This is a genomic window from Bradyrhizobium ontarionense, from assembly GCF_021088345.1.
In the GTDB taxonomy this organism is placed as follows: Bacteria; Pseudomonadota; Alphaproteobacteria; order Rhizobiales; family Xanthobacteraceae; genus Bradyrhizobium; species Bradyrhizobium ontarionense.
In genome coordinates this window covers 7,684,753-7,707,289 of sequence record NZ_CP088156.1, presented here as the reverse complement: position 1 = coordinate 7,707,289, position 22,537 = coordinate 7,684,753, and the positions used below count along the sequence as shown (strand labels likewise).

7 protein-coding genes are annotated in these 22,537 nt (G+C 62.2%); all 7 read left to right on the top strand.

Annotated features, from left to right (window positions below):
• The first annotated feature begins 1 nt into the window (after position 1).
• From LQG66_RS33710 to LQG66_RS33680, 7 genes are read left to right on the top strand one after another with little or no spacing between them, the layout of a single operon-like run.
• On the top strand, positions 2-256 hold the full coding sequence (locus tag LQG66_RS33710) for a hypothetical protein (protein WP_231320107.1): 255 nt from the start codon (positions 2-4) through the stop codon (positions 254-256).
• Positions 253-1,446: an acyl-CoA dehydrogenase family protein gene (locus LQG66_RS33705; RefSeq protein ID WP_231320106.1), complete on the top strand. Its 1,194-nt coding sequence runs from the start codon at positions 253-255 to the stop codon at positions 1,444-1,446. Before LQG66_RS33710 ends, LQG66_RS33705 begins: the two co-directional genes overlap by 4 nt.
• A gap of 2 nt (positions 1,447-1,448) precedes the next feature.
• Positions 1,449-3,011, top strand: a complete 1,563-nt coding sequence (locus LQG66_RS33700) for an amino acid adenylation domain-containing protein (RefSeq protein WP_231320105.1) — start codon at positions 1,449-1,451, stop codon at positions 3,009-3,011.
• Between the two features lie 8 nt (positions 3,012-3,019).
• Positions 3,020-4,090: a GNAT family N-acetyltransferase gene (locus LQG66_RS33695; protein WP_231320104.1), complete on the top strand. Its 1,071-nt coding sequence runs from the start codon at positions 3,020-3,022 to the stop codon at positions 4,088-4,090.
• Between the two features lie 41 nt (positions 4,091-4,131).
• Positions 4,132-4,788 (top strand): sulfotransferase family 2 domain-containing protein, encoded by a 657-nt coding sequence (locus tag LQG66_RS33690; RefSeq protein WP_231320103.1) that lies wholly within the window; start codon positions 4,132-4,134, stop codon positions 4,786-4,788.
• A 4-nt stretch (positions 4,789-4,792) separates the two neighbouring features.
• On the top strand, positions 4,793-12,343 hold the full coding sequence (locus tag LQG66_RS33685) for a hybrid non-ribosomal peptide synthetase/type I polyketide synthase (RefSeq protein WP_231320102.1): 7,551 nt from the start codon (positions 4,793-4,795) through the stop codon (positions 12,341-12,343).
• A complete protein-coding gene (locus LQG66_RS33680) occupies positions 12,336-22,514 on the top strand; it encodes a type I polyketide synthase (protein ID WP_231320101.1) in 10,179 nt (3,392 codons plus the stop codon). Before LQG66_RS33685 ends, LQG66_RS33680 begins: the two co-directional genes overlap by 8 nt.
• Positions 22,515-22,537: the final 23 nt, after the last annotated feature.

Sequence of the window (22,537 nt, the reverse complement as noted above, 5' to 3'; positions counted from 1 at the left end):
AATGGCAGACTCCTATCGCAACATCATCAGACGCTACCTGCTCGACTCGCTCGCCATGAATGAACTCGACGACGGCATGGATATTTTTGAGGCGCGGATTGCCAACTCGCTGTTTGCGATTAAACTCATGACGTTCATCGAGAAGAACACCCACATCAAGATTGGATCCGGCGATCTCGATATCGCGAACTTCCGGTCCGTGGATGCGATCAGCGAGTTTGTCGATCGCAAAAAAAGCGCGCAGGCTATTCCATGACTATGGGTCTTCTGCCGCAGCAATTGCGCTTCTACGAGAGCATCCGCGACTTTGCCGCGGGCAGCATCGCGGCCGACGCCACGACCTGGGAGATCGAGAAGGGCTTTCCCAGGGACATCGTGAGAAGGGCCGCCGCACACGGTTATCTCGGCGGCCTGCTGCCGACATCGGTCGGCGGCTTGGGCTGGGACGTGACGAGTTACGGACTGTTTACGGAAGCAATCGCCCATGACAGCGTCTCGCTGTCCGGCCTGTTCAACGTCCACACCATGGTCGCGCAGACCATCCTGAAGTGGGGCTCGAGCTCCCAGAGACAACGGTGGCTGCCGGCATTGGCGTCCGGCGAGCGGGTCGCGGCTATTGCTTTTACCGAGCCGCAAGCGGGCAGTGACCTGAACGGCATTCAGACTCGAATCGAGCAGCACGGCGCGAGCCTGCGGCTGTCCGGCACCAAGATATGGATCACCTGCGGCGCGATCGCCGATCTGATCCTGGTGTTCGGCCGTATCGACGATCAGCCGGCCGCCGTGCTGCTCGAAGCCGGCTCGCCCGGACTTGGCGTCAAACCCTTGCGCGACATGCTGGGATTTCGTGCTGCGCATCTGGCGCAGATCGAGATCAAGGACTGCGAAGTCCCGGCCGAGAATCTCGTCGGCCGGCCCGGCTCCGCGCTGCACTATCTGGCGCCATACGCCCTGGATTTCGGTCGGGTCAGCATAGCCTGGGCCTGTGTCGGCATGCTGCGCGCATGTCTCGAAGCCTGCTCGGAGCACGCAATGACGCGCAGAGCAACTGGCCAGTTGCTGCTCGAGAAGGGAATGATCCAGACCCTGCTCACCGACATGGGCGTGGACTTTGACGCCGCATGGCTGATGGCCATGCGAGCCAGCTGCGCACGGGACGCCGGCGAAGTGGAAGCCACCGACGCCATTATGGCCGCGAAGTATCATGCATCGCGTGCCGCCGTGAAACATTCCGCGAACGCGGTGCAGATCATGGGCGCGCTCGGCTGTGACGAGCGCGGCAAGGTTGCCCGTCATTTCCGCGACGCCCGCACCATGGAGATCATCGAAGGGAGCAGCCAGATCATCCAGCAACAGCTGTCGCGGAGCTACGCCATACGCGGCGCGCGTGGACAGGCCCGTCACGCCCGAGAGGAAGCCGGCGCCGCGTGCGCGGCCGGGGAATAGACATGACCAAAGCCGCAACCGCGCCGATGCTCGACCATGCCACCATCCTTGGTCATTTCGAAGCGATTGCGAGCGCCTCTCCGGCTCGGCCGGCGATCTATAGCCAGAGTGATTGCCTGAGCTATGGCGAGCTCGATCGTCGCGCCAATCAAGTTGCGCATGTGTTGCGATCAAAAGGAGTCAAGCCGAACACCGTCGTTGCCATCAGCGCTCCGCGCTCTCCGGAAATGTTGATCGCCCTGTTTGGAATCCTGAAAGCAGGCGGCGCCTACATGCCATTGGCGCCGGGTTCACCACCGCTCCGCCGTGCGCGGATGCTCAGGGACACCCAGGCCGTCCTGCTTCTGACAGACGCTCCAACGGAGCAGGCCGACGAGATCGACACACCGGTTCTTCTGCTGAGCGACCCGGTGTTTACGAACGCACCCGTGAGCCGGCTCGATGTCAGGCACAGCGGGTCCGACCTAATCTATGTGATCTTCACTTCGGGGACAACGGGCCATCCAAAAGGTGTGATGCTGGAGCATCGCGGAGTGCTCAACAGACTGGTGTGGATGCAGAATCGCTATCCACTTTCGGATACGGATGTCATTCTTCAGAAGACGCCATTCATCTTTGACGTGTCGGTTTGGGAATTGTTCTGGTGGTCGATGTACGGCGCCAGCGTTGCCCTGCTCGGCCCCCAAATGGAAAAATTTCCCTGGGCCATTGCCGATGCCGTGGCGGCTCACCGCGTGACAATCATGCACTTCGTGCCTTCGATGTTCAGCATGTTTCTGCACGCGCTCGCAGAAAATCCAGAGGCTCGTACCAAGCTCTCCAGCCTGCGGCGGCTATTCGCGAGTGGCGAAGCGCTCACCGTGGCTCATGTCGAACTTTTCCGCAGACTCTTCGATGCGGAATGCCGGATCGGCTTCACCAATCTATACGGGCCAACGGAAGCCGCCATCGATGTGAGTTACTTCGATTGCCCGGCAGGACCTTTGCCGGCTCGCATTCCGATCGGCCGCCAGATCGACGGCATTCAGCTCCACGTCATGCGCTCCGGCAGAGAGCAGCCCCCCGGCGAAGACGGAGAATTGTGCATCGGGGGGGTCGGCCTGGCTCGCGGCTACATCAATCAGCCCGCGATGACGGCGGCTGCTTTCGTGCCGAATCCTTTTCAGCCTGGTGAGCGGCTGTATCGGACCGGAGACCTGGCGCGGCGTTCCGAGAATGGCGAATTGGAATTCTTGGGGCGACTTGATCATCAGATCAAGATTCGCGGCCTGCGTATCGAGCTCGGCGAGATCGAGAACAATCTCGCGGCGCATCCCGGTGTCGCCGGTTGCTGTGTCGCGGTCGCGCAGCTTTCGGAAACGGTGCCGCAAATAAGCGCCTACCTGGTGGTCCGCGACGAGGGGCTGCGCCGGAAAACGCTGCTGCAATATCTGCAGCGGAGGCTGCCCGACTACATGATTCCCAACCGTTTCCTGCAAGTACAGGCATTGCCGCTGACGCCGAGCGGCAAGACCGATCGGCGGGCGCTGTCAGGACTGACCCAAGCAATCCCTCTGGCGGACTGAGTAGATCCATGATCCAGCAACTTGCCAGCAAGGACTACGGCCGCGTTGCTCCGCTGTTCCGTGGACTTGGCCGTCATCCCATCGTGCAGGGAATTCTCGAAGGACGTCACCCGGGGATGGTGTTCGTCGACAGGCCCGGGACGCCGCGGGTTTCGCTGCTCTGGGCGCTTTCCGACATGCTGTTTTTGGCCGGAGATGCCGGCATCCGTGACTTCACACGGTCGCTGCCGGATCTGTTCGACACGACGATTACGCGCAAGGCGCGTGAAATTGGCCAGGAATTCTTTCAAATACAGACCGAGCCGTCGGACGAATGGGCTGAGATCACGCCGCGCGTATTTGCTCGCTCCGACATCTTCCTGAGCTACCGCTGGGAATTCAGCTTCGACGGCGACGCATACCGCAAGCTGCCGCCTCCCCCGCCACTGACTGCAGATTACGAAATCACGGTGGTAGATGCGGCGGTACTCGACATGTGGCCGGATCTGGCCCACCGCATTGTCTCCACCTGGACCGATGCCAGCAGATTTTTCAACAGCGGCATCGGCTATTGCGCCAAGTCTCGTGGCGAATTCGTCGGCTCGTGTATCACCACCCATGAAGGGGCCGGCGCCTGCGAAATCAGCGTCAACACCGATCTCGCGAAGAGAAACCAGGGCGTCGCGACATGGCTGTGCCGAAAGGCCATTGATACATGCGTTGAGCGAGGCCTGCTCCCCTGCTGGGGAACCGAGACCTTCCGGCTCCCCTCAAACGCGCTTGCGCGCAAGCTGGCCTTTCGTGTCGTGCGCGATTTCCCGACCTATTGCTTTCCCCGAGACGGCCCGACGGACCAGCGCGCGCTCGGAGCGTATTTCTATTCCGAGGCACGGCCTCCTGCAGAAGCTTCGACGAACGAGGATAGCAGTGCCTCTGCCGCACGAGGGTGGAGCCTGGCTGGCGACATCGCCCTCGCCGCTCGGTTCACCGAAGAGGCCGTCAAGGCCGGCACGCTGGATTTGTCGGACCTCCTGCTCTCGCCAGATTTCGAACGCCTGCGTGCCGCCCCCGAATGGGCCGCGCTACGCGCTCGGCTCTAACTTCCGGATTCGACAATCGGTGACGCAGAGAGGTCTGCTCGATGATGATCTGCCACTCCCACCGCTTCATCTTCGTTCATGTCCCGAAGACGTCCGGAACGAGCATCAAGGACGCGCTCGGACAGGCGATTTATGGCGCTGGTTCTGCCCCGGAATTCCTGATCAGTCCGAACCCACATTACCCTCCCGCCTACACGGCATCGGTCGAGGAACACATCACCGCCACCAAGTTGGCAGCAAGCTTGCCTGCCGACGTCTGGGACAGCTATTTCAAGTTTGGCTTCGTCAGAAACCCGTTCAGCTGGCTCGTCTCCAACTATTTCTTTTTCTTGCGCGACCGGACCGATCATCCGGCGCATGAATTCCTGAAATCACAAGGGTTCAGCGGCGCTGTCCGCTTTTTCCTCGATGCCGCAAAAGGGGCTTCGGCTGTAGAGGGAATGCATCTTCGCCAGAGCTACTTCCTGTGCGATGGCGCAGGCAAATCGCTGGTCGATTTCATCGGAAAATATGAAACCCTCGGAGCCGATTTTCATCAGATCTGTGAGCGTGTGGGCATACAGCCGCCGCCGCTGCCCAAGCTGAACCAGACCAGGCACCGTCCGTTCGGCGATTACTACGACGAGACCTTACGGTCCCTGGTTTACCAAGGGATGATCGAGGATTTCCGCGCGTTCGAGTATTCGTCGTCGTGGTAGCGCCATGAAAAAAGTGGACAGGAACAACGTAACCGACATCCTCCGGCTCACGCCGATGCAGGAAGGCATCCTGTATCATCATCTCCGCCGGCCGGGAGTCGCCTACTTTGAGCAGGTCTGCCTGCGCATCGAAGGTCCACTGGATTCGAATCATTTTCGGGAAGCATGGCGGCGGGTGACGGCCCGCCATGAAGCGCTGCGTACCGTATTCCGCTGGGAAGGCATCGATCATCCCGTGCAGATCATTCTCAGGCAACATGAGCCGGAACTGTCGGTCTGCGAGCCGCCGAATGGAGCTGACGCGGAACAGTTTCTTGCCGATCTGAAGCGTCGCGATCGCGAGCGCGGCTTCGATTTCGAGCAGGTTCCGTTCCGGATCTCGCTCTGTCCACTCGGCGATCAGAAAAGCGCTGTCTTGCTCAGCAATCATCACATCCTACTGGATGGTTGGAGCACGGGGCTGATCCTGCAGGAGTTTCTCCAGCAGTATCGCGCGTTAACAGACGGCGAACCGGCTGAAGCGGCGCCGCGGCGCTGTCGAATGAAGGACTTCGTCAAAACACGAGAGTCGCAAAACGCCGCTGGGGCCGAACGATTCTGGAACGACTGTCTGCGAGGTCTGGAACGAGACACGTCGCTCACGTCGAATGCGACATTCGGTCCAACCCACGAACCGCGTACCGATAGTTGCGGGTTGCATCTCGACGATGATGTCCTCGCGGATCTGAAGGACCTCGCGGCGAGCTTCAACGTCACCGCCTCGGCCGTGCTCCACGCGGCCTGGGGGCTGTTGCTGCAACGGTACGCCAACAATGACGATGTCGTTTTCGGTACGGTCGTATCGGGACGCGAAATGCCGCTGCCCGGGATTTTCGAAACGGCGGGCCTGTTTATCAACACGCTGCCGATGCGCTTCCGCGCTGAAGGACGTACCAGGCTGTCGGAGTGCCTGCGCACCGTCCATGCACAGATGGCGCTCCGCTCCGAATGGCAGACCAGTTCGCTTGCCGAGATCGGAAGATGGGCCGGCCTGCCAGCGGGCGAAGACCTGTTCGACACGCTGCTGGTGATCGAGAATTACCCGCTGGACAGCGTTTTGCGAGCCCGTGGACCGCTACGCATCACCGGCCATGAGGTGTTCGAACGCACCCATTACGGCATCACCCTGACCGTCGAGGCATTCGACCGATTGCATATGAGCCTCGCGTGGCGGGAGGGCGGGCTGAACCGCGAATCCGCTTCGCGCCTGCTGGACCATTTCGCGAACATATTGTCGTTTCTGGTGCGCTTCCCGCAACAGACTGTTGCCGAGCTCGATATCATGACATCCGCCGAGCGGGAGCGGATGCTTGGATCGTTCAACCGAACCGCGCTGGCTTTTCGCGATACCGCATCGACAGCAGACCTCATCTTCGAGCAGGCGGCGCGGACCCCTGACCGCGTGGGCCTGGTCTGTGGCGATGACGAACTAACCTATCGCCAGCTCATCGCGCAGGCCGAGCGCATCGCTGGAAACCTGAGCCGAAGCGGTCTTCCAAACGGCGGGGTCGTCGCGGTCAATCTGCCTCCGTGCAACGGACTCATCGTCAGTCTGCTCGGAATCATGAGAGCGTGCGGCGCCTACCTGCCGCTGGATCCGAGCTTCCCCGAGCGCCGCACCGACTTCGTGCTGCAAGACTCCAACGCCGGGTTCATGATCGATGCCGCACCGAATGGCGTCGAGTCCCTGCGTGAACTCCATCCTGCAGGGCCCGCCTCGGGCTGCGCAGCGGCAGCCTACCTGATCTATACGTCCGGCTCCACGGGGGCTCCCAAAGGCGTCTGGGTTTCACACAGCAATCTCGTGAATTTCCTCACCGGGATGCAGCAGGCCTTGCCCGTTGGAGAGCCGGACGTCTTTCTATCGCTCACCACGGTCTCATTCGACATCTTCGGACTGGAGGTCTGGCTGCCTCTGAGCATGGGCTGCAAGGTCGTGCTTGGGACCAGAGAGCAGCAGCTCGATCCCGGCGCCGCCGCAAACGGCATGCTTCGTCACGGTGTCTCGGTCTATCAGGTCACGCCGTCGCGGCTTCGCCTGCAGCTGGAGAACGCCACTTTTCGAGATGCCCTGCGCGGCCTCCGTGTGCTGTTGATCGGAGGCGAGTCGTTGCCCGCCGATCTGCTGCGGCAGGTGCAGGCGCTTACGCAAGCCCGGATCTTCAACCTCTACGGCCCGACCGAAACGACCATCTGGTCCACGGTCTCCGAGCTATCGCGCGCCGACCAACCCGATATCGGAAGACCGATCGCAAATACGTCGATCCACATTCTCTCGCGAACCGGAGCGGTGCAGCCGCCTGGGCTGGCCGGCGAGCTATGCATCGGCGGCGAAGGCGTCGCACTCGGATATCACCGGCGCGAGGCGTTGACGGAGGCCCGATTCCGCGAGGTGGGTTCGCTCGGCAGACTATATTGCACAGGCGACCTGGCAAGATGGCTGCCCGATGGACGGCTGATCTGCCTCGGCCGCATCGACGACCAGCTCAAGATCAGAGGGGTCCGGATCGAACCCGGCGAAATCGAGTCCGCGCTCGCGCGACACCCTGCCGTGAAAGAAGCGGTCGTGGTCGCACGCGACCGCGCCGGCGATCCAACACTGGCCGCGTTCTGGGTTGCCGCGCCAGCCGGCAGCGCCTCCGCCGAAAGTCTGAGGATGTTTCTGGCCGAGACGCTACCCGCGACTATGATCCCGGCCGCGTTTGTCGTCATGGACGCGATGCCACTCACCGGCAACGGCAAGATCGACCGCAAATCGCTGCCGAACCCGTTCGAGGATATCGCGCGTCCGGACGCCGTTGCCGCGGTCATTTCGGAAACCGATCGCAGGGTGGCCGATATCTGGTGCCAGGTCCTGGGCGTGGCGTCTGTTGGATCCGACACACGCTTCTTCGACGCGGGCGGAACGTCATTCGGCTTGATCCGTCTGCACGGGAAGCTGTCCGCGGCATTTGGCAAGCGGCTATCCGTCACCGATCTGTTCCAGCTCACCACCGTGCGGCAACAGGCCGCCCACCTGGCAGGAACTGATGCGTCCATCAGCAAAGCGCCGCCATCCCGCAGTCCGGCCGGGCGAGGCGAGATCGCGGTGGTCGGTATGGCCGGGCGCTTCCCTGGGGCGCCTGATATCGCCAGCTTCTGGAAGTTGATCCTGGAAGGCAGGGAAGGACTGCAGCACTTCTCCGTGAGCGAGTTGCTCGCTGAAGGCATCGAGTCCGAATTGATTGCGCATCCGCACTACGTGAAGGTGAAAGGCTGCCTCGAAGGCGCCGACCACTTCGATGCCGAGTTCTTCAGCGTCGCGCCCAAAGACGCTGAAACGATGGATCCTCAAATCCGTCAGCTCGCCGAGTGCAGCTGGGAAGCTCTGGAAGACGCCGGATACGCTTCCGGCCGCGATGCCGGCCGCTTCGGACTCTTCGTCGGCTCTTCGGCCAACTACCATTGGCTCGACTTCGTCGGCCTCCCCGAGGGCACGACGACCCGGTTCGACACCATCATCCGCAACGAGAAGGATTATCTGGCCACTCGTGTTGCCCACATGCTGAACCTGACCGGTCCGGCGCTGACCGTGCAAACAGCATGCTCGACATCGCTTGTAGCAGTCGACTTGGCGGCGCAGGCGCTGTTGTCGGGAAAGGCTGATCTGGCGCTGGCGGGAGGAATAGGTCTGACCTATCCGCTCAAGAGCGGCTATCTGCACGAAGACGGGATGATCTTTTCGCCTGACGGTCATTGTCGCCCGTTTGACGCCGATGCCGCCGGCACGGTATGCGGCAACGGAGTTGGCATCGTCGTCCTCAAGCTTCTCGAAGACGCCATTGCGGACGGTGATTGCATTCGCGCCGTGCTGAAAGGCATCGCGGTCAACAACGACGGCAGTGCGAAGGTCGGCTTCACCGCGCCCTCGGTCGAGGGACAATCGCGGGTCATCGCGCTCGCACATCGCACCGCCAACGTGGATCCCGAAACCATCGGCTATGTGGAGACCCATGGTTCCGCCACGCCGCTGGGTGATCCGATCGAAGTTGTGGCCCTGACCCGCGCGTTTGCTTCACAGCGACGCGGATTCTGCGCGCTCGGATCGGTAAAGGCCAATGTGGGACATCTCGATGCCGCTGCCGGTATCGCAGGTTTCACCAAGACCGTTCTTGCCTTGCAGCACAAGACGCTTCCACCTTCAACAAATTTCAGCGCGCCGAATTCGGAAATCGATTTCCGAGCCACGCCTTTTTTCGTCAACACCGACGCCCGTGCGTGGGCCGGCGGCCTCCGCCCGCGACGCGCGGCCGTCAGTTCCTTTGGTATCGGCGGAACGAACGCTCACGCGGTGCTGGAAGAGGCGCCGGAGCCGCCGGTCCGAACTATGCCGACTGAAGGGCCGCATGTGCTGTTTGTTTCGGCACGGGCGCCGGAGCAGCTTCAGTCCCTGTCCGAACGTCTAGCATCCCACTTCGAGCGGCACCCCGAGCTTGACCCCGCCGACGCGGCATTCACGCTCCACGCCGGACGCCGACAGTTCGCGTACCGGCGTGTATTGGTTTGTGAAGATCTTCGCCAAGCCGCCGCCGGCTTAGCTAAACCGGCTGCGCCGGCAAAGGCACCGGGGCAGACGCCTCCCGTGGTATTCCTATTCGGCGGCCTCGGCTCGCAATATGCCGGCATGTGTCGCGGGCTTTATCTGTCCGAGCCGAGCTTCCGTGAACCGATGGATCGCTGTTTCGACCTGCTGCTGCCGCGCCTCGATCTGAAGCTGCTGCTGTTTCCAGCCGACCAGGAGACGGCAAGCGAATTGCGACGATTCGACGTCGCGCAGGCGGCCATCTTTGCTTGCGGGTATGCGCTGGCTCGGATGCTGATCGGCTGGGGCGTGCAGCCCTCCGCAATCGCCGGCTACAGCTTCGGTGAGTATGTCGCGGCGTGCATCGCCGGCGTGTTTACGCTCGAGGATGCGATAGAGATCGTCTTGGAGCGCGGGCGGCTCATGAGGCAGACGGAGCCCGGCGCGATGTTGAGCGTGCCGCTTCCCGCGGCGGAAGTTGTTCCGTTGCTGAGGGGATCGCTGGCGCTGGCCATCGATAACGGCCCGTCCTGCGTGGTATCCGGATTACGCGACGATGTCTGCGCGTTCGCCATGGCGATGAAAAAGCGCCGCGTCTGGGCGCTTCCGCTCGACGGCGAACATGCGATGCATTCGCCCGTTGTCAGCATTGCAGGGCAAACGCTCGAAACGACCATCGCGCGCTGCCGGCGTCATGACCCGGCGATCCCGCTGGTCAGCAATCTGACCGGCGACTATTTCCATCCCGGCGTCGCCGTCGACGCCAAATATTGGACTCGTCATCTTGGCGAGACAGTCCGTTTTTCCGACACGCTGCGCACGCTACTGAAGCTCCCCAACGCGGTATTCGTCGAAATTGGTCCCGGCCGCGATCTGATCGGCCTACTGCAGCATCAGGCGGATCCATCCACCGCAGGACGCTCCATTCATTTGGTGCGGCACGTTCAGGATCCCGTCGACGACTGCACTTTCCTGTTGAACAAGATTGGCTCGCTCTATCTGCTGGGCGTCGAGCCTGATGCAGCAGCGTTTCACCGCGCCCGCGGAGGGCGCCGCGTACCGCTTCCCACCTACCCGTTCGAACAGCGCCGCTACTGGCCGACACGCGCCGGACATGCCGGCCCGGCGCTGAAACGGACCGCTTCGGCGACGGAAACAGGTACGAGCAAAGCAGCCACCCTGCTGTATCTGCCGGTGTGGAAACAGGCGCCGCGCCTGAACGACTCTGCCATGCCGAAATCACGGTGGCTGTTGTTTTCCGACGGCAGTTCGTTCCCAACTGCGCTCGCCCGCGAGTTGGCGCGGCGAAACCATGATGTTTGCATTGCTGATCCTGCCGCGCCGCCACGCATACCTGACGGACCGCCCCCCGATCACATCCTTCATTTCCGGACACTGGCGAACGGCGTTGCGGCGCCGGAGGCCGGCCTTGATCAAGTCTGTCGCGACGGCTTTCACGACCTGCTGGATTTGGCCCGTCACATTGGCGAGCGCGCACCCGATCACCGCATCTCGGTTCATGTCATCACGGAAGGCGCCGCCGAGATCAACGGCGAAGGTGGGCTTCGCCCTGCAACCGCGCTGCTGAGGGGACCAGTGCGCGTCATTCCTTTCGAATATCCCAATCTGGCATGTCGTCTCATCGATATCCGACGGCCAGCCGAGGGAACACCGGCCGAACGCGAATTGTTGCAGGCACTGATTGCCGAATGCGCCCAATCCGGAGGCCCGAAGGAGATCGCGCTGCGGGGCCTCTTGCGCTGGGAGACTGTGTATGAGGGGTTGACACCGCCGCGACCGTCAGACGGACACGTCCGCTTTCGCGAAGGCGGGGTGTACCTGATCACCGGAGGTTTCGGTGCGCTGGCTCTCGCGCTTGGCCGGCGTCTCGCCGAGCGCTGGCACGCCAAGCTCATTCTGGTCGGCCGAACGCCGCCGAGCCCCGAGGCTTACGCCGACATCGAGGCTTGCGGCGGCGAGGTCGTGGCGGAAACGGCCGACGTCACCGATCAGTCTGCGCTGACTGCCGTGGTCGAACGCTGCCAAAAGAGGTTCGGTGCAATCCACGGCGTCTTTCACCTGGCCGGAACGGCCGATGGCGCACTGATCCAGGCACGGAGCCGCGAGCAAAGCGACCGGGTGCTGGCTCCGAAGACGCACGGTACCTTGGCGCTCGATGCCGCCTTGCGCGGCATCTCTCCTGATTTCCTGATTCTCTATTCATCGATCAACGCGATCATCGCACCGTATGGTCAGGTCGCTTACACCAGCGCCAACGCCTTCCTCGACAGCTTCGCCTTGGCCCGGACTCGATCCGATCCTTTCACCGTCAGCATCAACTGGGACGCCTGGAAGGAAGCTGGCATGGCCGTCGCCGCGCGCGCGGATGGCGTTGGCGATCTTGAGCAAGGCATCTCCACAGCGCAGGGGCTGGATGCGCTCGAAGCCATTCTACGCGGCTGCGAACCGCGAGTTGCAATCTCAACGACGGATCTGTCGGCAAGGCTGATACGGCACGAGCGCGATGGCGGCGTTCCGGTGGAACGACTGGCGCCGGTATCACAGGTGCTGATCAGCCTACGCGCCCGACCCGACCTCATCGTGGCCTACGCTCCCGCCGACGACAGCATCGAAGAGGATATCGGTGGCGTACTTCGGCAGTATCTGCGGCTCGAAACTGTCGGAATTGACGACAACTTCAACGATCTCGGCGCCACGTCCCTTGATCTGATCCAGATCGCCCAGCTCTTGAAGCGCACGCTCGATCGCGAGGTCGCGGTGCTTGATCTCTATAAAAACCCTACCGTGCGTGGGATCGCGCGCCGCCTCGGACAACGGGCGCAGGCTGCCGAGAGCACCGAACTGATCGTGTCGCAGAGCGCCAAGGAGCGAAGCAATATCGGTCTGAAAATGAAGCGAGAGATGCGAACAGCCGGGCGGGCAAGCCGTGAGTAAAGCACAGATAAGACCAGGACTGGACATCGCCGTCGTCGGCATGAGCTGTCGCTTTCCCGGCGCCAGGAACGCTTCGGCCTTTTGGAACAACCTGCTGAACGGCGTGGAATCGATCTCCTTCTTCAGCCGCGATGAACTCATCGAAGCCGGCATTGATCCCAAGGTCATGGACGACCCGCACTACGTGCGCGCGAAAGGCATGATCGAGGACGCAGACAGATTCGATAACGAGTTCTTCGGCTATTCACCGCGCGAAGCGCGAATGATGGACCCGCAGATCAGAGTCTTTCACGAGGTATGCTGGGAGGCTCTAGAGGATGCCGGCTACGAACCTGGTCGATTTGGCGGGTTGATCGGCCTGCATGCAGGGGCCGCTCCCAACACATTCTGGGAGATTCTGGCGTACCAGGCAGAAGCCGAAAATCTCGGCAACTTCACGGTCGGAATTCACAACAACAAGGACTATCTCAGTTCGCATATTGCCTATAATTTCGATCTGAAGGGACCGAGTTTCACGCTGTTCACCGCGTGCTCGACTTCGATGGTTGCCATTCATCAGGCCTGCCAGGCGTTGCTGAGCGGCGACTGCGATCTCGGAATGGCCGGCTCGGTCGCGATCACGCTGCCTCTGAAATCTGGTTATCGCTACACGCCGGGCATGATCGTCTCTCCCGACGGCCATTGCCGCGCCTTCGACGGCGCTGCGAATGGCACTGTCTATGGCGACGGTGCCGGCGTCGTCATTTTGAAGCGGGCCGAAGAAGCCGTTCGGGATCGCGATCACATCTATGCAGTCATCAAAGGCTCGGCCATCAACAACGACGGCAGCCGGAAGACGGGCTACACCGCCCCCAGCGTCCAGGGCCAGACCGAAGTGATCCGCGCCGCGATGGACCTGGCGCAGACCGCCCCTGACGAGATCGGCTATGTCGAGACCCATGGCACCGGCACCGTCGTCGGCGACCCGCTGGAGTTCGAAGGGCTTAAGGAGGCTTTTGAAACCGAACGCAAAGGATTTTGCGGACTCGGATCGGTGAAGCCGAATATCGGCCATCTCGATGTATCCGCCGGCGTCGCCAGTTTTATCAAGACCGCGCTCATCCTGAAGCATCGCATCATCCCGCCGACGCTGCATTTCCAGTTGCCCAACCCAAGAATGAACCTGGTGGACAGCCCATTCTATCTGGTTGCCGACCAGCGCGAGTGGCCAGCCTCTCCCCTGCCGCGTCGTGCCGGCGTCAGCGCGTTCGGCCTGGGCGGGACGAATGTCCACATGATCCTCGAGGAGCATGACACACCTCAATCCCCGCCGTCGGGGCGGCCGCTGCACCTCCTGCTCGTGTCGGCGCGGTCCGAAACCGCGCTTGAGGATCTATCGCAACAGATGGCCGATCATATCCGGCTCCACGAGGACGTGGAGTTGGCGGACGTCGCGCATACCCTGATGAACGGCCGCAAGCGGCAGCGCTGGCTGCGGGTTGCCGTCGCGGAAGATCGCGCGATGGCGGTCGATGCCCTGCTTGATCCGAAGCATCCGCGCGCCCGCATCGTGGACAGCGCAGACCCGCGCGAACTTGCCGTCTTCGTGTTCACCGACGAGCCGACGGACGTGCAGTGCGCGCAAAATTTCCTGCGCTACGAGCCGCTCTACTGCCAAGCGCTGTCGCGCTGTCTCGACCTTCTGGAGCCGCGGCTTGCCGCCGATGTCAGAGCCCAACTCGAGAACCGAAATGCTGCGGCGAGCGACCTCGCCGGCTTCTGCCACCAGTACGCGGCGGCGTGCTGGTTCATCGAACAGGGCGTTCAACCCGGGGCTCTGGCCGGCTTCGGCCGCGGGGAATTGCTGTCGGCCTGTCTGTCCGGCACGCTGCGGCTTTCTGATTGTCTCGGCTGGATCGTCTCCGGCAACGCGGAGATACAGCCGTCCGCCGACGCACGTCCTCGCATTCCGTATCTGTCGAATGTCACGGGCGAATGGATTACGTCCCGCGAGATCGGCGATGCCAATTACTGGCGCAGCGCCGTATTTCGTCAACCGGCGTCCGGCAGCGACCATTTGACGAAGGCGCTTGGCGAGCTCGCATCCCGAGCCGTTTTCCTGCAGATCGGCGCGAAAGGACGGTCCGACGTCGTTGCGCCGCACGTAGTTCACATCGATGCCGGCGCGGCGGGCCCGCTGTTTGCATTGGCCGACCTTTGGGCAAAGGGAGCCATTGCCTCACCGCTGCGCCTGTACGCCGGCGAAGCTCGCCGGCGCGTTCCACTGCCGACGTCGCCGTTCGAGCGCAAGCGCTTCTGGATCGACGGCTCTCCGTTCAACGGAAAGCCCGCGGTGGAAAACTCCGTCAAGCGCGAAGGTGACACGGGGACTCCGAAGCAATCTGAAGACCAGTGGTTCTATGTGCCGGTCTGGCGCGAGTCGGCCGAACGGTACCGGATGGATCATGCTACAACCGGCGACTGGCTCGTGTTCGCTGATCCGCTGGGGCTCGGGGATGCGATCGCGGCGCGACTCATCGCAGCCGGACGGCGCGTCGCCATGGTTCGCGTCGGCGTCCGCTTCGTCGCACGTGCCGCAGACACTTACGAACTAAACCCCGGATCAGTCGACGATTACGTCGCCCTGTTTGCAGCGCTCGAGCAAGCCGGATTTTCACCGGCTCATGTGTGTCACCTGTGGGCCGTAACGCCATCAGCTTCGCCGGCCAGCATCCTGGACCTCGGCTTCTACAGTCTGTTGTACCTGGGCCAGGCCCTGGGTCGAAGTAACTACTACCACGCCATCACGCTCAATGCGGTCAGCAATCGCATGCACCACATTGCTGGATCTGGAGTCGTGGAGCCGGAGAAAGCCCCGCTGCTGGCGCTGCTGAAAGTGCTGCCGCAGGAATCGCCGACAATGCTCTGCCGCGCCATCGACGTCGATGTGACCGCCGCATTGCCGAGCGAGACGCCGGCCTGGATCGAGCGCTTCGTCGCCGCCCTGTGTGCGCCGATCACCGAGACGGTCATGGCCTATCGTCAGGGGATCCCCTGGACGCGGAGATTCGAACAGCTCCCAGCGCGGGAGGTGCAGGCCGAGGTTGCCGCCTCCGACGCGCCGCCGCCGGGCCTGAGATATCGCGGCGTCTACATGATCACCGGCGGACTGGGACAGGTCGCCGGAGAAATGTCGCGCTATCTCGCGCGGTCGGTTCATGCCCGCCTCGCACTGACCAGCCGCGGCGAATTCCCCGAACGTTCGTCATGGGATCGGTGGATTGCGACGCACGCCCCGGACGACAAGACCAGTGCGCGAATCCATATGGTTCGCGAGTTGGAGTCGCTGGGGGCGGACGTCCTGGTCTGCCAGGCGGACGCGGCGGACGAAGCGTCCATGCGCACCGCCATCGCGCAGGCCGAAGCGCAGTTTGGCGCGCTTCATGGCTTTATCCACGGCGCCGGCATCGTGCGCGCGAAGTCGGGGCGAACGCCGATCGAATCAATCACACGGGAATTGTGCGAGGAGCAGTTCCGTCCGAAGATGACCGGCCTGACCGTCGCCGCCCGGCTGCTGCACGGACGCACGCTCGATTTCCGGATCGCCATCTCGTCCCTCGCACCCATTCTGGGCGGGCTGGGCCATGTGGCCTACGCGGCCGCAAACCTCTACATGGACGGCTTCGCGGAATCACAAGCCGCGGCTCGCGGCGAACGTTGGGTCGTCGTGAACTGGGCCGAGTGGGAATATGACGGCCCCGCTCTGTTCAATTCGAATGTCGGCCAGAGCCTGAAACAGCTCGAACTGACGCGTGAAGAAGGCACCCGCGCCCTGCGATGCGTACTGACTTTCATGTCGAGAGAGCCGATCCACCAGGTGGTCATCTCGACGGGCGACCTGGAATCCCGGATTGATCAATGGATTCGTCTCAAATCGCTGCGCCGGGAGCCTGAGAAGCAGCCAACGCGGGAACGGCGGACAGCTGCGCCGACGGACGGCTTTCGGTCGCCGCGCGCGGCAATCGAGAGCATTATTGGCGACGTCTGGTGCGACTTCTTCGGCGTGGACGATGTCGACACCAGCAAGCACTTCTTCGAACTGGGAGCCAGCTCACTCGAACTGATCCACCTGGTTAGCCGCTTGGGCAAGGCGCTGAAGCGCCACGTTCCGATCGAAGACATGCTGGAGCAGCCGACAATCCGCGCGCTGGCCGCGCATCTTGCCGGTGACAGCGAAGAGAACAACTTCTCCGCGGTTGCCGAGCGGATAACATCAGGCAAAACCGGCGACATCGCCATCATCGGAATGTCGGGCCGTTTTCCGGGAGCCGACAACCTCGATATCTATTGGGACAATCTCCGGAACGGTATCGATTCCGTGAGCCGTTTCATGCCCGATGAACTCGGTGCCGCAGGCGTCCCTGAAGCGGAAAGCCGGCACCCCAACTACATTCCCGCGAAAGGATTCATTCCGGATCAGGATCGATTTGACGCCGAATTTTTCAACTACACGGCGATCGATTCGGAGTTGCTCGACCCACAGACGCGCGCATTCCACGAATGCGTCTGGCACGCGTTGGAGGACGCCTGCATCGACCCTGCCGAGTACAAGGGGGCCATCGGCCTCTATGGCGGCGCATCGCCAAACCTTTATTGGCAGGTGCTGGCGACATTCTCGGAAGCCGGACGTACGCTCGGACAATTCACGACCACGCTGCTCAACGACAAGGACTCGCTTACCAACACGGTCTCATACAAGCTGGGGCTGAGAGGACCCAGCGTAAATCTCTTCACCGGCTGCTCGACATCGCTCGTGGCGGTGGACTCGGCGTGCCGTGCAATCTGGTCAGGGCTTTGCGACATCGCCGTCGCCGGTGCGGTCTCACTCACGCTGCCGGAACGCGCTGGCTATGTTTTTCAGGAGGGCATGCTGTTCTCCTCCTCCGGGCACTGCCGGGCCTTCGACGCCAATGCTGACGGAATGGTGTTTGGTGACGGATGGGGCGCAGTGGTGCTGAAGCCTCTCGAAGATGCGCTGCGTGATGGCGACAACATCCACGCCGTCATCAAAGCCACCGCCAGCAACAACGACGGAAGCCGCAAGGCCGGCTATACGAGCGTGAGCGCGCAGGGGCAGGCCGAGGTCATTCGCACGGCCCAGGCGATGGCTGGCGTGGCGCCTGAAACGGTGAATTACGTCGAAACCCACGGGACCGGGACCAGGCTGGGCGACACGATCGAGCTGAAGGCACTCGGTCTGGCATTCGGCCCGCAGCAGGCCGGCCGGTGCGCCATCGGCTCCGTGAAGAGCAACCTCGGCCATCTGATGGCCGCTGCGGGAATGGCCGGCCTGATCAAGACCGCACTGGCCATGCAGCATCGCCAGATTCCGCCCTCGCTGCACTATGAGAATCATAACCCTGAGTTCATCGGGGACGCGAAGGGCTTCTACGTCAACACGCAGCTCTCCGACTGGAAGCCCGCCGATACACGCTTGCGCGCCGGCGTCAGCTCGTTCGGCATCGGCGGCACCAATGCACATGTGGTTCTGGAGGAAGCCCCCGCGCGGGTCAGCGGCACCCGCGTGCGGCACTGGAAGATTCTTACGCTCTCTGCAGCCACCGAAACAGCGCTGACCCGGCAGTGCGAAAACCTCGCCGACTATATGGTGCGTCATCCGGACATCAACTTGAGCGACGCCGCTTTTTCGCTGCAGGTCGGGCGTCGGCGCATGCCATTCCGCCGCAGCATCCTGTGCGAATCCACAGCTGACGCCGTCGCTTCGCTGCGCGAAAAGCCTGCCAAGCGAGTCAGGACCTGGCATGCGCCGCGCGACCGCGGCGACGTCGTGTTCATGTTTCCCGGACAGGGCGCACAGCGCGTCAACATGGGCCGTTCGCTTTACGTCATGGAGCCTGTCTTCCGGCAGGAGATTGATCGCTGCTTCGATCTGCTTGCAGGCGCACTGCCCCGGCCTGCTCGTGATGTCCTCTATCCGGACAACCCGGATGACCGTCTTGCCGAACTGATCGGCCGGACCGAATTCACCCAGCCACTGATGTTTGCGCTGGAATATGCCCTGGCAAGGACGCTGATGGCCTGGGGCATCCGTCCCGCCGCCATGATCGGCTACAGCTTTGGTGAATATGCCGCAGCTTGTCTGGCAGGTGTCTTCAGCCTCGAAGATGCCTTGGCGCTGGTGACGGAGCGGGGCCGCATCATGGCTAGCCAGGGAGCGGGAGCCATGCTCAGCGTGCCGCTGCCGGAATCCGAACTGGAACACATCTGTGCCCGCTTCGCTGCGGACACCGGCGAGCGCATTTCCATTGCCGTCGACAATGGCGATTCCTGCATCGTGGCGGGGACAGTGGAGGCCATCGCAACATTTGAACTGCGACTTCGGAAACTTCGTCTGCTTTCGATGCGCATTCCAGTGGCGCATGCCGGCCATTCCATCGAAATGGACACGCTGGCCGAAACATTCCTGCAGAGCGTCCAGCGCATGCAGTTGCGGCCGCCGGAGATTCCTTTCGTCTCATCCGTCACCGGACGATGGATCACCAGTAGCGAAGCCACCGATCCCGCCTACTGGGTTCGGCATCTGCGCGATACGGTGCGGTTCGCGGCCGGAGCAGCCGAGCTTGGCAAGAACGCCGATGCCGTCTTCATCGAGGTCGGCCCCGGGCGCGACCTTGCCGTTCTGGCCAACCGCCTCGTCCCCGACGGTACGCGTATTCTGCACGCAATGAAGGCGCCGCAGAGCGAAGACGACGATTGCTTCGCGCTGCTCGACTGTTTCGTCCGGCTCTGGCTGCTCGGCGTGCGGCCAGACTGGAGCGGCTTCTATGCCGACGAACGGCGGCTGCGGATTCCGCTGCCGGGATATCCATTCGATCACAAGCGCTACTGGATCGAAGGCAATCCGCTGCAGCTGGCTGCCGCGGCGGCCGAGGCCGCTTCGACGGAAATCGTCAAGAGAGAGGATGTGGCGGAGTGGTTCTACACACCGCAGTGGCGACGCACGGTCGCCCCCGAGGTGCCCCTGGATCGTCCCGCCCCGACGCATCGCTGGCTCGTTTTTGCTGATTCACACGACCTCGCCCGATTGCTCCTAGATCAGATCGGGCGCCGGCACGAAACGGCGATCGTCGTCACCGCCGGATCGCACTTTGCGCAGAGTGGCGAGGACGGCTATCAAATCGATCCGGATGCGGGCGCCAGTTACGATCAGCTCTGCGCCGCTCTGGTCGCACGGTCTGCCATGCCGACGCGGATTGTGCACCTCTGGGGCATCGACGGCGACGATGTCGCGAGGCAGATCACCCGCGAGGCGGTGAGCGCAGCCAATCGTACCGGCTTCTACAGTCTGCTCTATCTTGCCCAGGCGCTGAACGCGACCGGCTTAGGTTCCGATACCCACATCACCGTCGTGACGCGAGGCTTGTACGAAGTCACCGGCGACGAGCCGCTCTATCCGGAAAAAGCGGCCGTAGCAGGACCGGTGCTGTGCATACCGCAACAGCTCCCACACCTGCAATGCGCCGTAGTGGATATAGAAATCCCCGCGCGCGGCAGTCGCCGCGAAGCATCGCTCGTCGTTGCTCTGCTGGCCGAATGCCTGCAGGACGATGTCGATCGCCAGGTCGCCTATCGCGGCCGTCATCGCTGGGTGCTCGATTGGCATCAGCAGCCGCTGCAGGCGGCCCCGCAGAGCCGGACGCCATGGCGGGAGCACGGCGTCTACATGATCACCGGCGGGTTCGGCGGGGTCGCGGGAATCCTGGCCGAGCACCTGGCGCGCTTGTTCAAGGCTCGCTTGGTCTTGACGGCCCGCGAGCCGCTGCCCGCGCGCGAGCAGTGGTCAGACTGGCTGAAACAGAACGAGCATAGCGGCGATCGCATCAGCGGCAGAATTCGCGCCGTTCAGAAGCTGGAGGAATTGGGTGCGGAAGTCCTGACTGTCGCCGCCGATGTCGCCGACGAGACCGCAATGCGGCATGCGTTCGACGAAGCCGAAGCGCATTTCGGGTCCATCCACGGCATCATTCACGCGGCCGGCGTCACCGATGGGCGCACCTATTCGCTCATCGGCGAAATGGATTCCGAAACCTGCGAGCAGCAGTTTCAAGCCAAAATCCACGGAACCTACGTGCTCGATCGGGCGCTGGCCGGCAGGACGCTGGATTTCTGCGTCCTGATGTCCTCCATCTCAACCGTGCTGGGTGGCCTCGGATACGTCGCCTATGCCGCAGCGAATGCCTTCCTCGATGCTTATGCGCATCACCGCGGCCGCAACGCGACCTACCCGTGGATCGCAGTCGATTGGAGCGACTGGAAGTACTGGACGCAGCGGAAAACGGATAACCAAGTGGGGGCGGTCATCGATGCGCTTTCCATGGAGCCGGCAGAAGGGTTCGAGGCTCTCACCCGGGTTCTGAGTTGGGGCAAGGCTCCGCAGCTTGCCAGTTCACCCGGGTCACTCAAAGCCCGGCTCGATCAATGGGTGAGGCCAGAGAGCGCACACGGCAAGTCCGACGCATCGATTGAAGCAAACGAAGCCGCCCATGGCCGGCCTCAGCTCTCCAGCGATTTCGTCGCCGCCAGCACTGAGATTGAAAAGGCACTGGTCTCGGTATGGGAGCAGATTTTCCGGGTGCGACCGCTGGGGATCCACGACGACTTCTTCGAACTGGGAGGGGACTCGCTGAAAGCCGTGACCGCCGCAGCGCGCATTCGCAAACGCCTCGGCATCGAGATTCCGCTGCTTCAGTTCTTCAAGGTTCCCACCGCCCATGGCATGGCACAGCTCGTTCACGAAGCTTCCGCGGCTGCCTTCCGACCAATACCCAAAGCCGCGCAGCAGCCTCATTACGCGCTCTCTGCGGCTCAACGGCGCCATTACCTTCACTATCGCCTCAACCCGGCGAACACAGCCTACAACGACCCATTCGCAAACCTGATCGAGGGACCGCTGGATCCGGACAAGGTCGAAACGGTTCTGCGTCAGATCGTGGCTCGGCACGAAGCGCTGCGGACCTCCTTTCATGTGATCGACGGCGAGGTGGTGCAACGCATCCATGACAGCGTCGATTTCCATCTCGACCGGTATGAATGCGACCGGCACGATGTGCGGAGATTGATGGCGAGCTATGTTCGTCCATTCGAACTGTCAAAGGCGCCGTTGCTGCGCGTGTGCCTGATTCGAACCGGACCAGACCGCCACGTTCTGCTTGCTGACTTTCCTCACATCGTGACGGACGGTGTATCATTCCAGATTTTTGTACAGGAATTCGCCGAACTGTATTCCGGAAATGCGCTCCCTCCGGTCCCGTTGCAATATAAGGATTACTCCGAATGGCAGCGCCAACAAGACGGCACAGATGCTGGCCAGCCGCATCACGAGATCTATTGGCTCGATCTCTTCTCCGGCGCGATCCCTGCTCTCACGCTGCCCACCGACTTTACGAGGCCGCAGCGGCGAAGCTTTGCCGGAGCGCGGATCACGTTCTTACTGGACGCCGGCCTGACGCATGACTTGAAACAGCTCGCAGCCGACGAGGAAGTGACGCTCTACGTGCTGCTTCTGGCCGCCTTCAACGTTCTGCTGCACGCCATGTCGGGTGCGCAGGACATCGTGGTCGGTTCCCCGGCGGCTGGGCGCTCGCATGCCGACCTGCAGAATGTCATGGGCACTTTTGTCAACACGTTGCCCATGCGTAATCACGCTCGGCCCGATGCGACGCTGCGTGATTTCCTTCAAGAGGTAAAGAAAAACGTGCTGAGCGCACTGGAGCATCAGGATTACCCGCTGGATCGTCTTGTCGCACAGCTCGCGCTCCCGACCGATCTCAGCCGGAATCCATTGTTCAACGTCATGTTCCTTCTGCAGAACACCGCGGTGCAGAACGTATCCATCGCGAATCTACGGATTTCACCACACGATACGTTCCACACCAAAGCGCTGTTCGATCTGATGCTGCAAGCAATTGAGCTCGACGATGTCGTCGAACTGGCTCTGGAGTATGCAACGGATCTATTCACCGCCGACACCGCACAGTCCATCGCCGATCATTACGTCGAGATCCTGGAGCGGATGGCCCTAGATCAGGACTGCCGGATCGGGGATTTTTCGCCATCCATCGAACCGCAACAGCCGATGTCTCTCGAGGCCAGCGGTGACTTCTCATTTTAGGACGCGAGGCGAACGAATCCTAC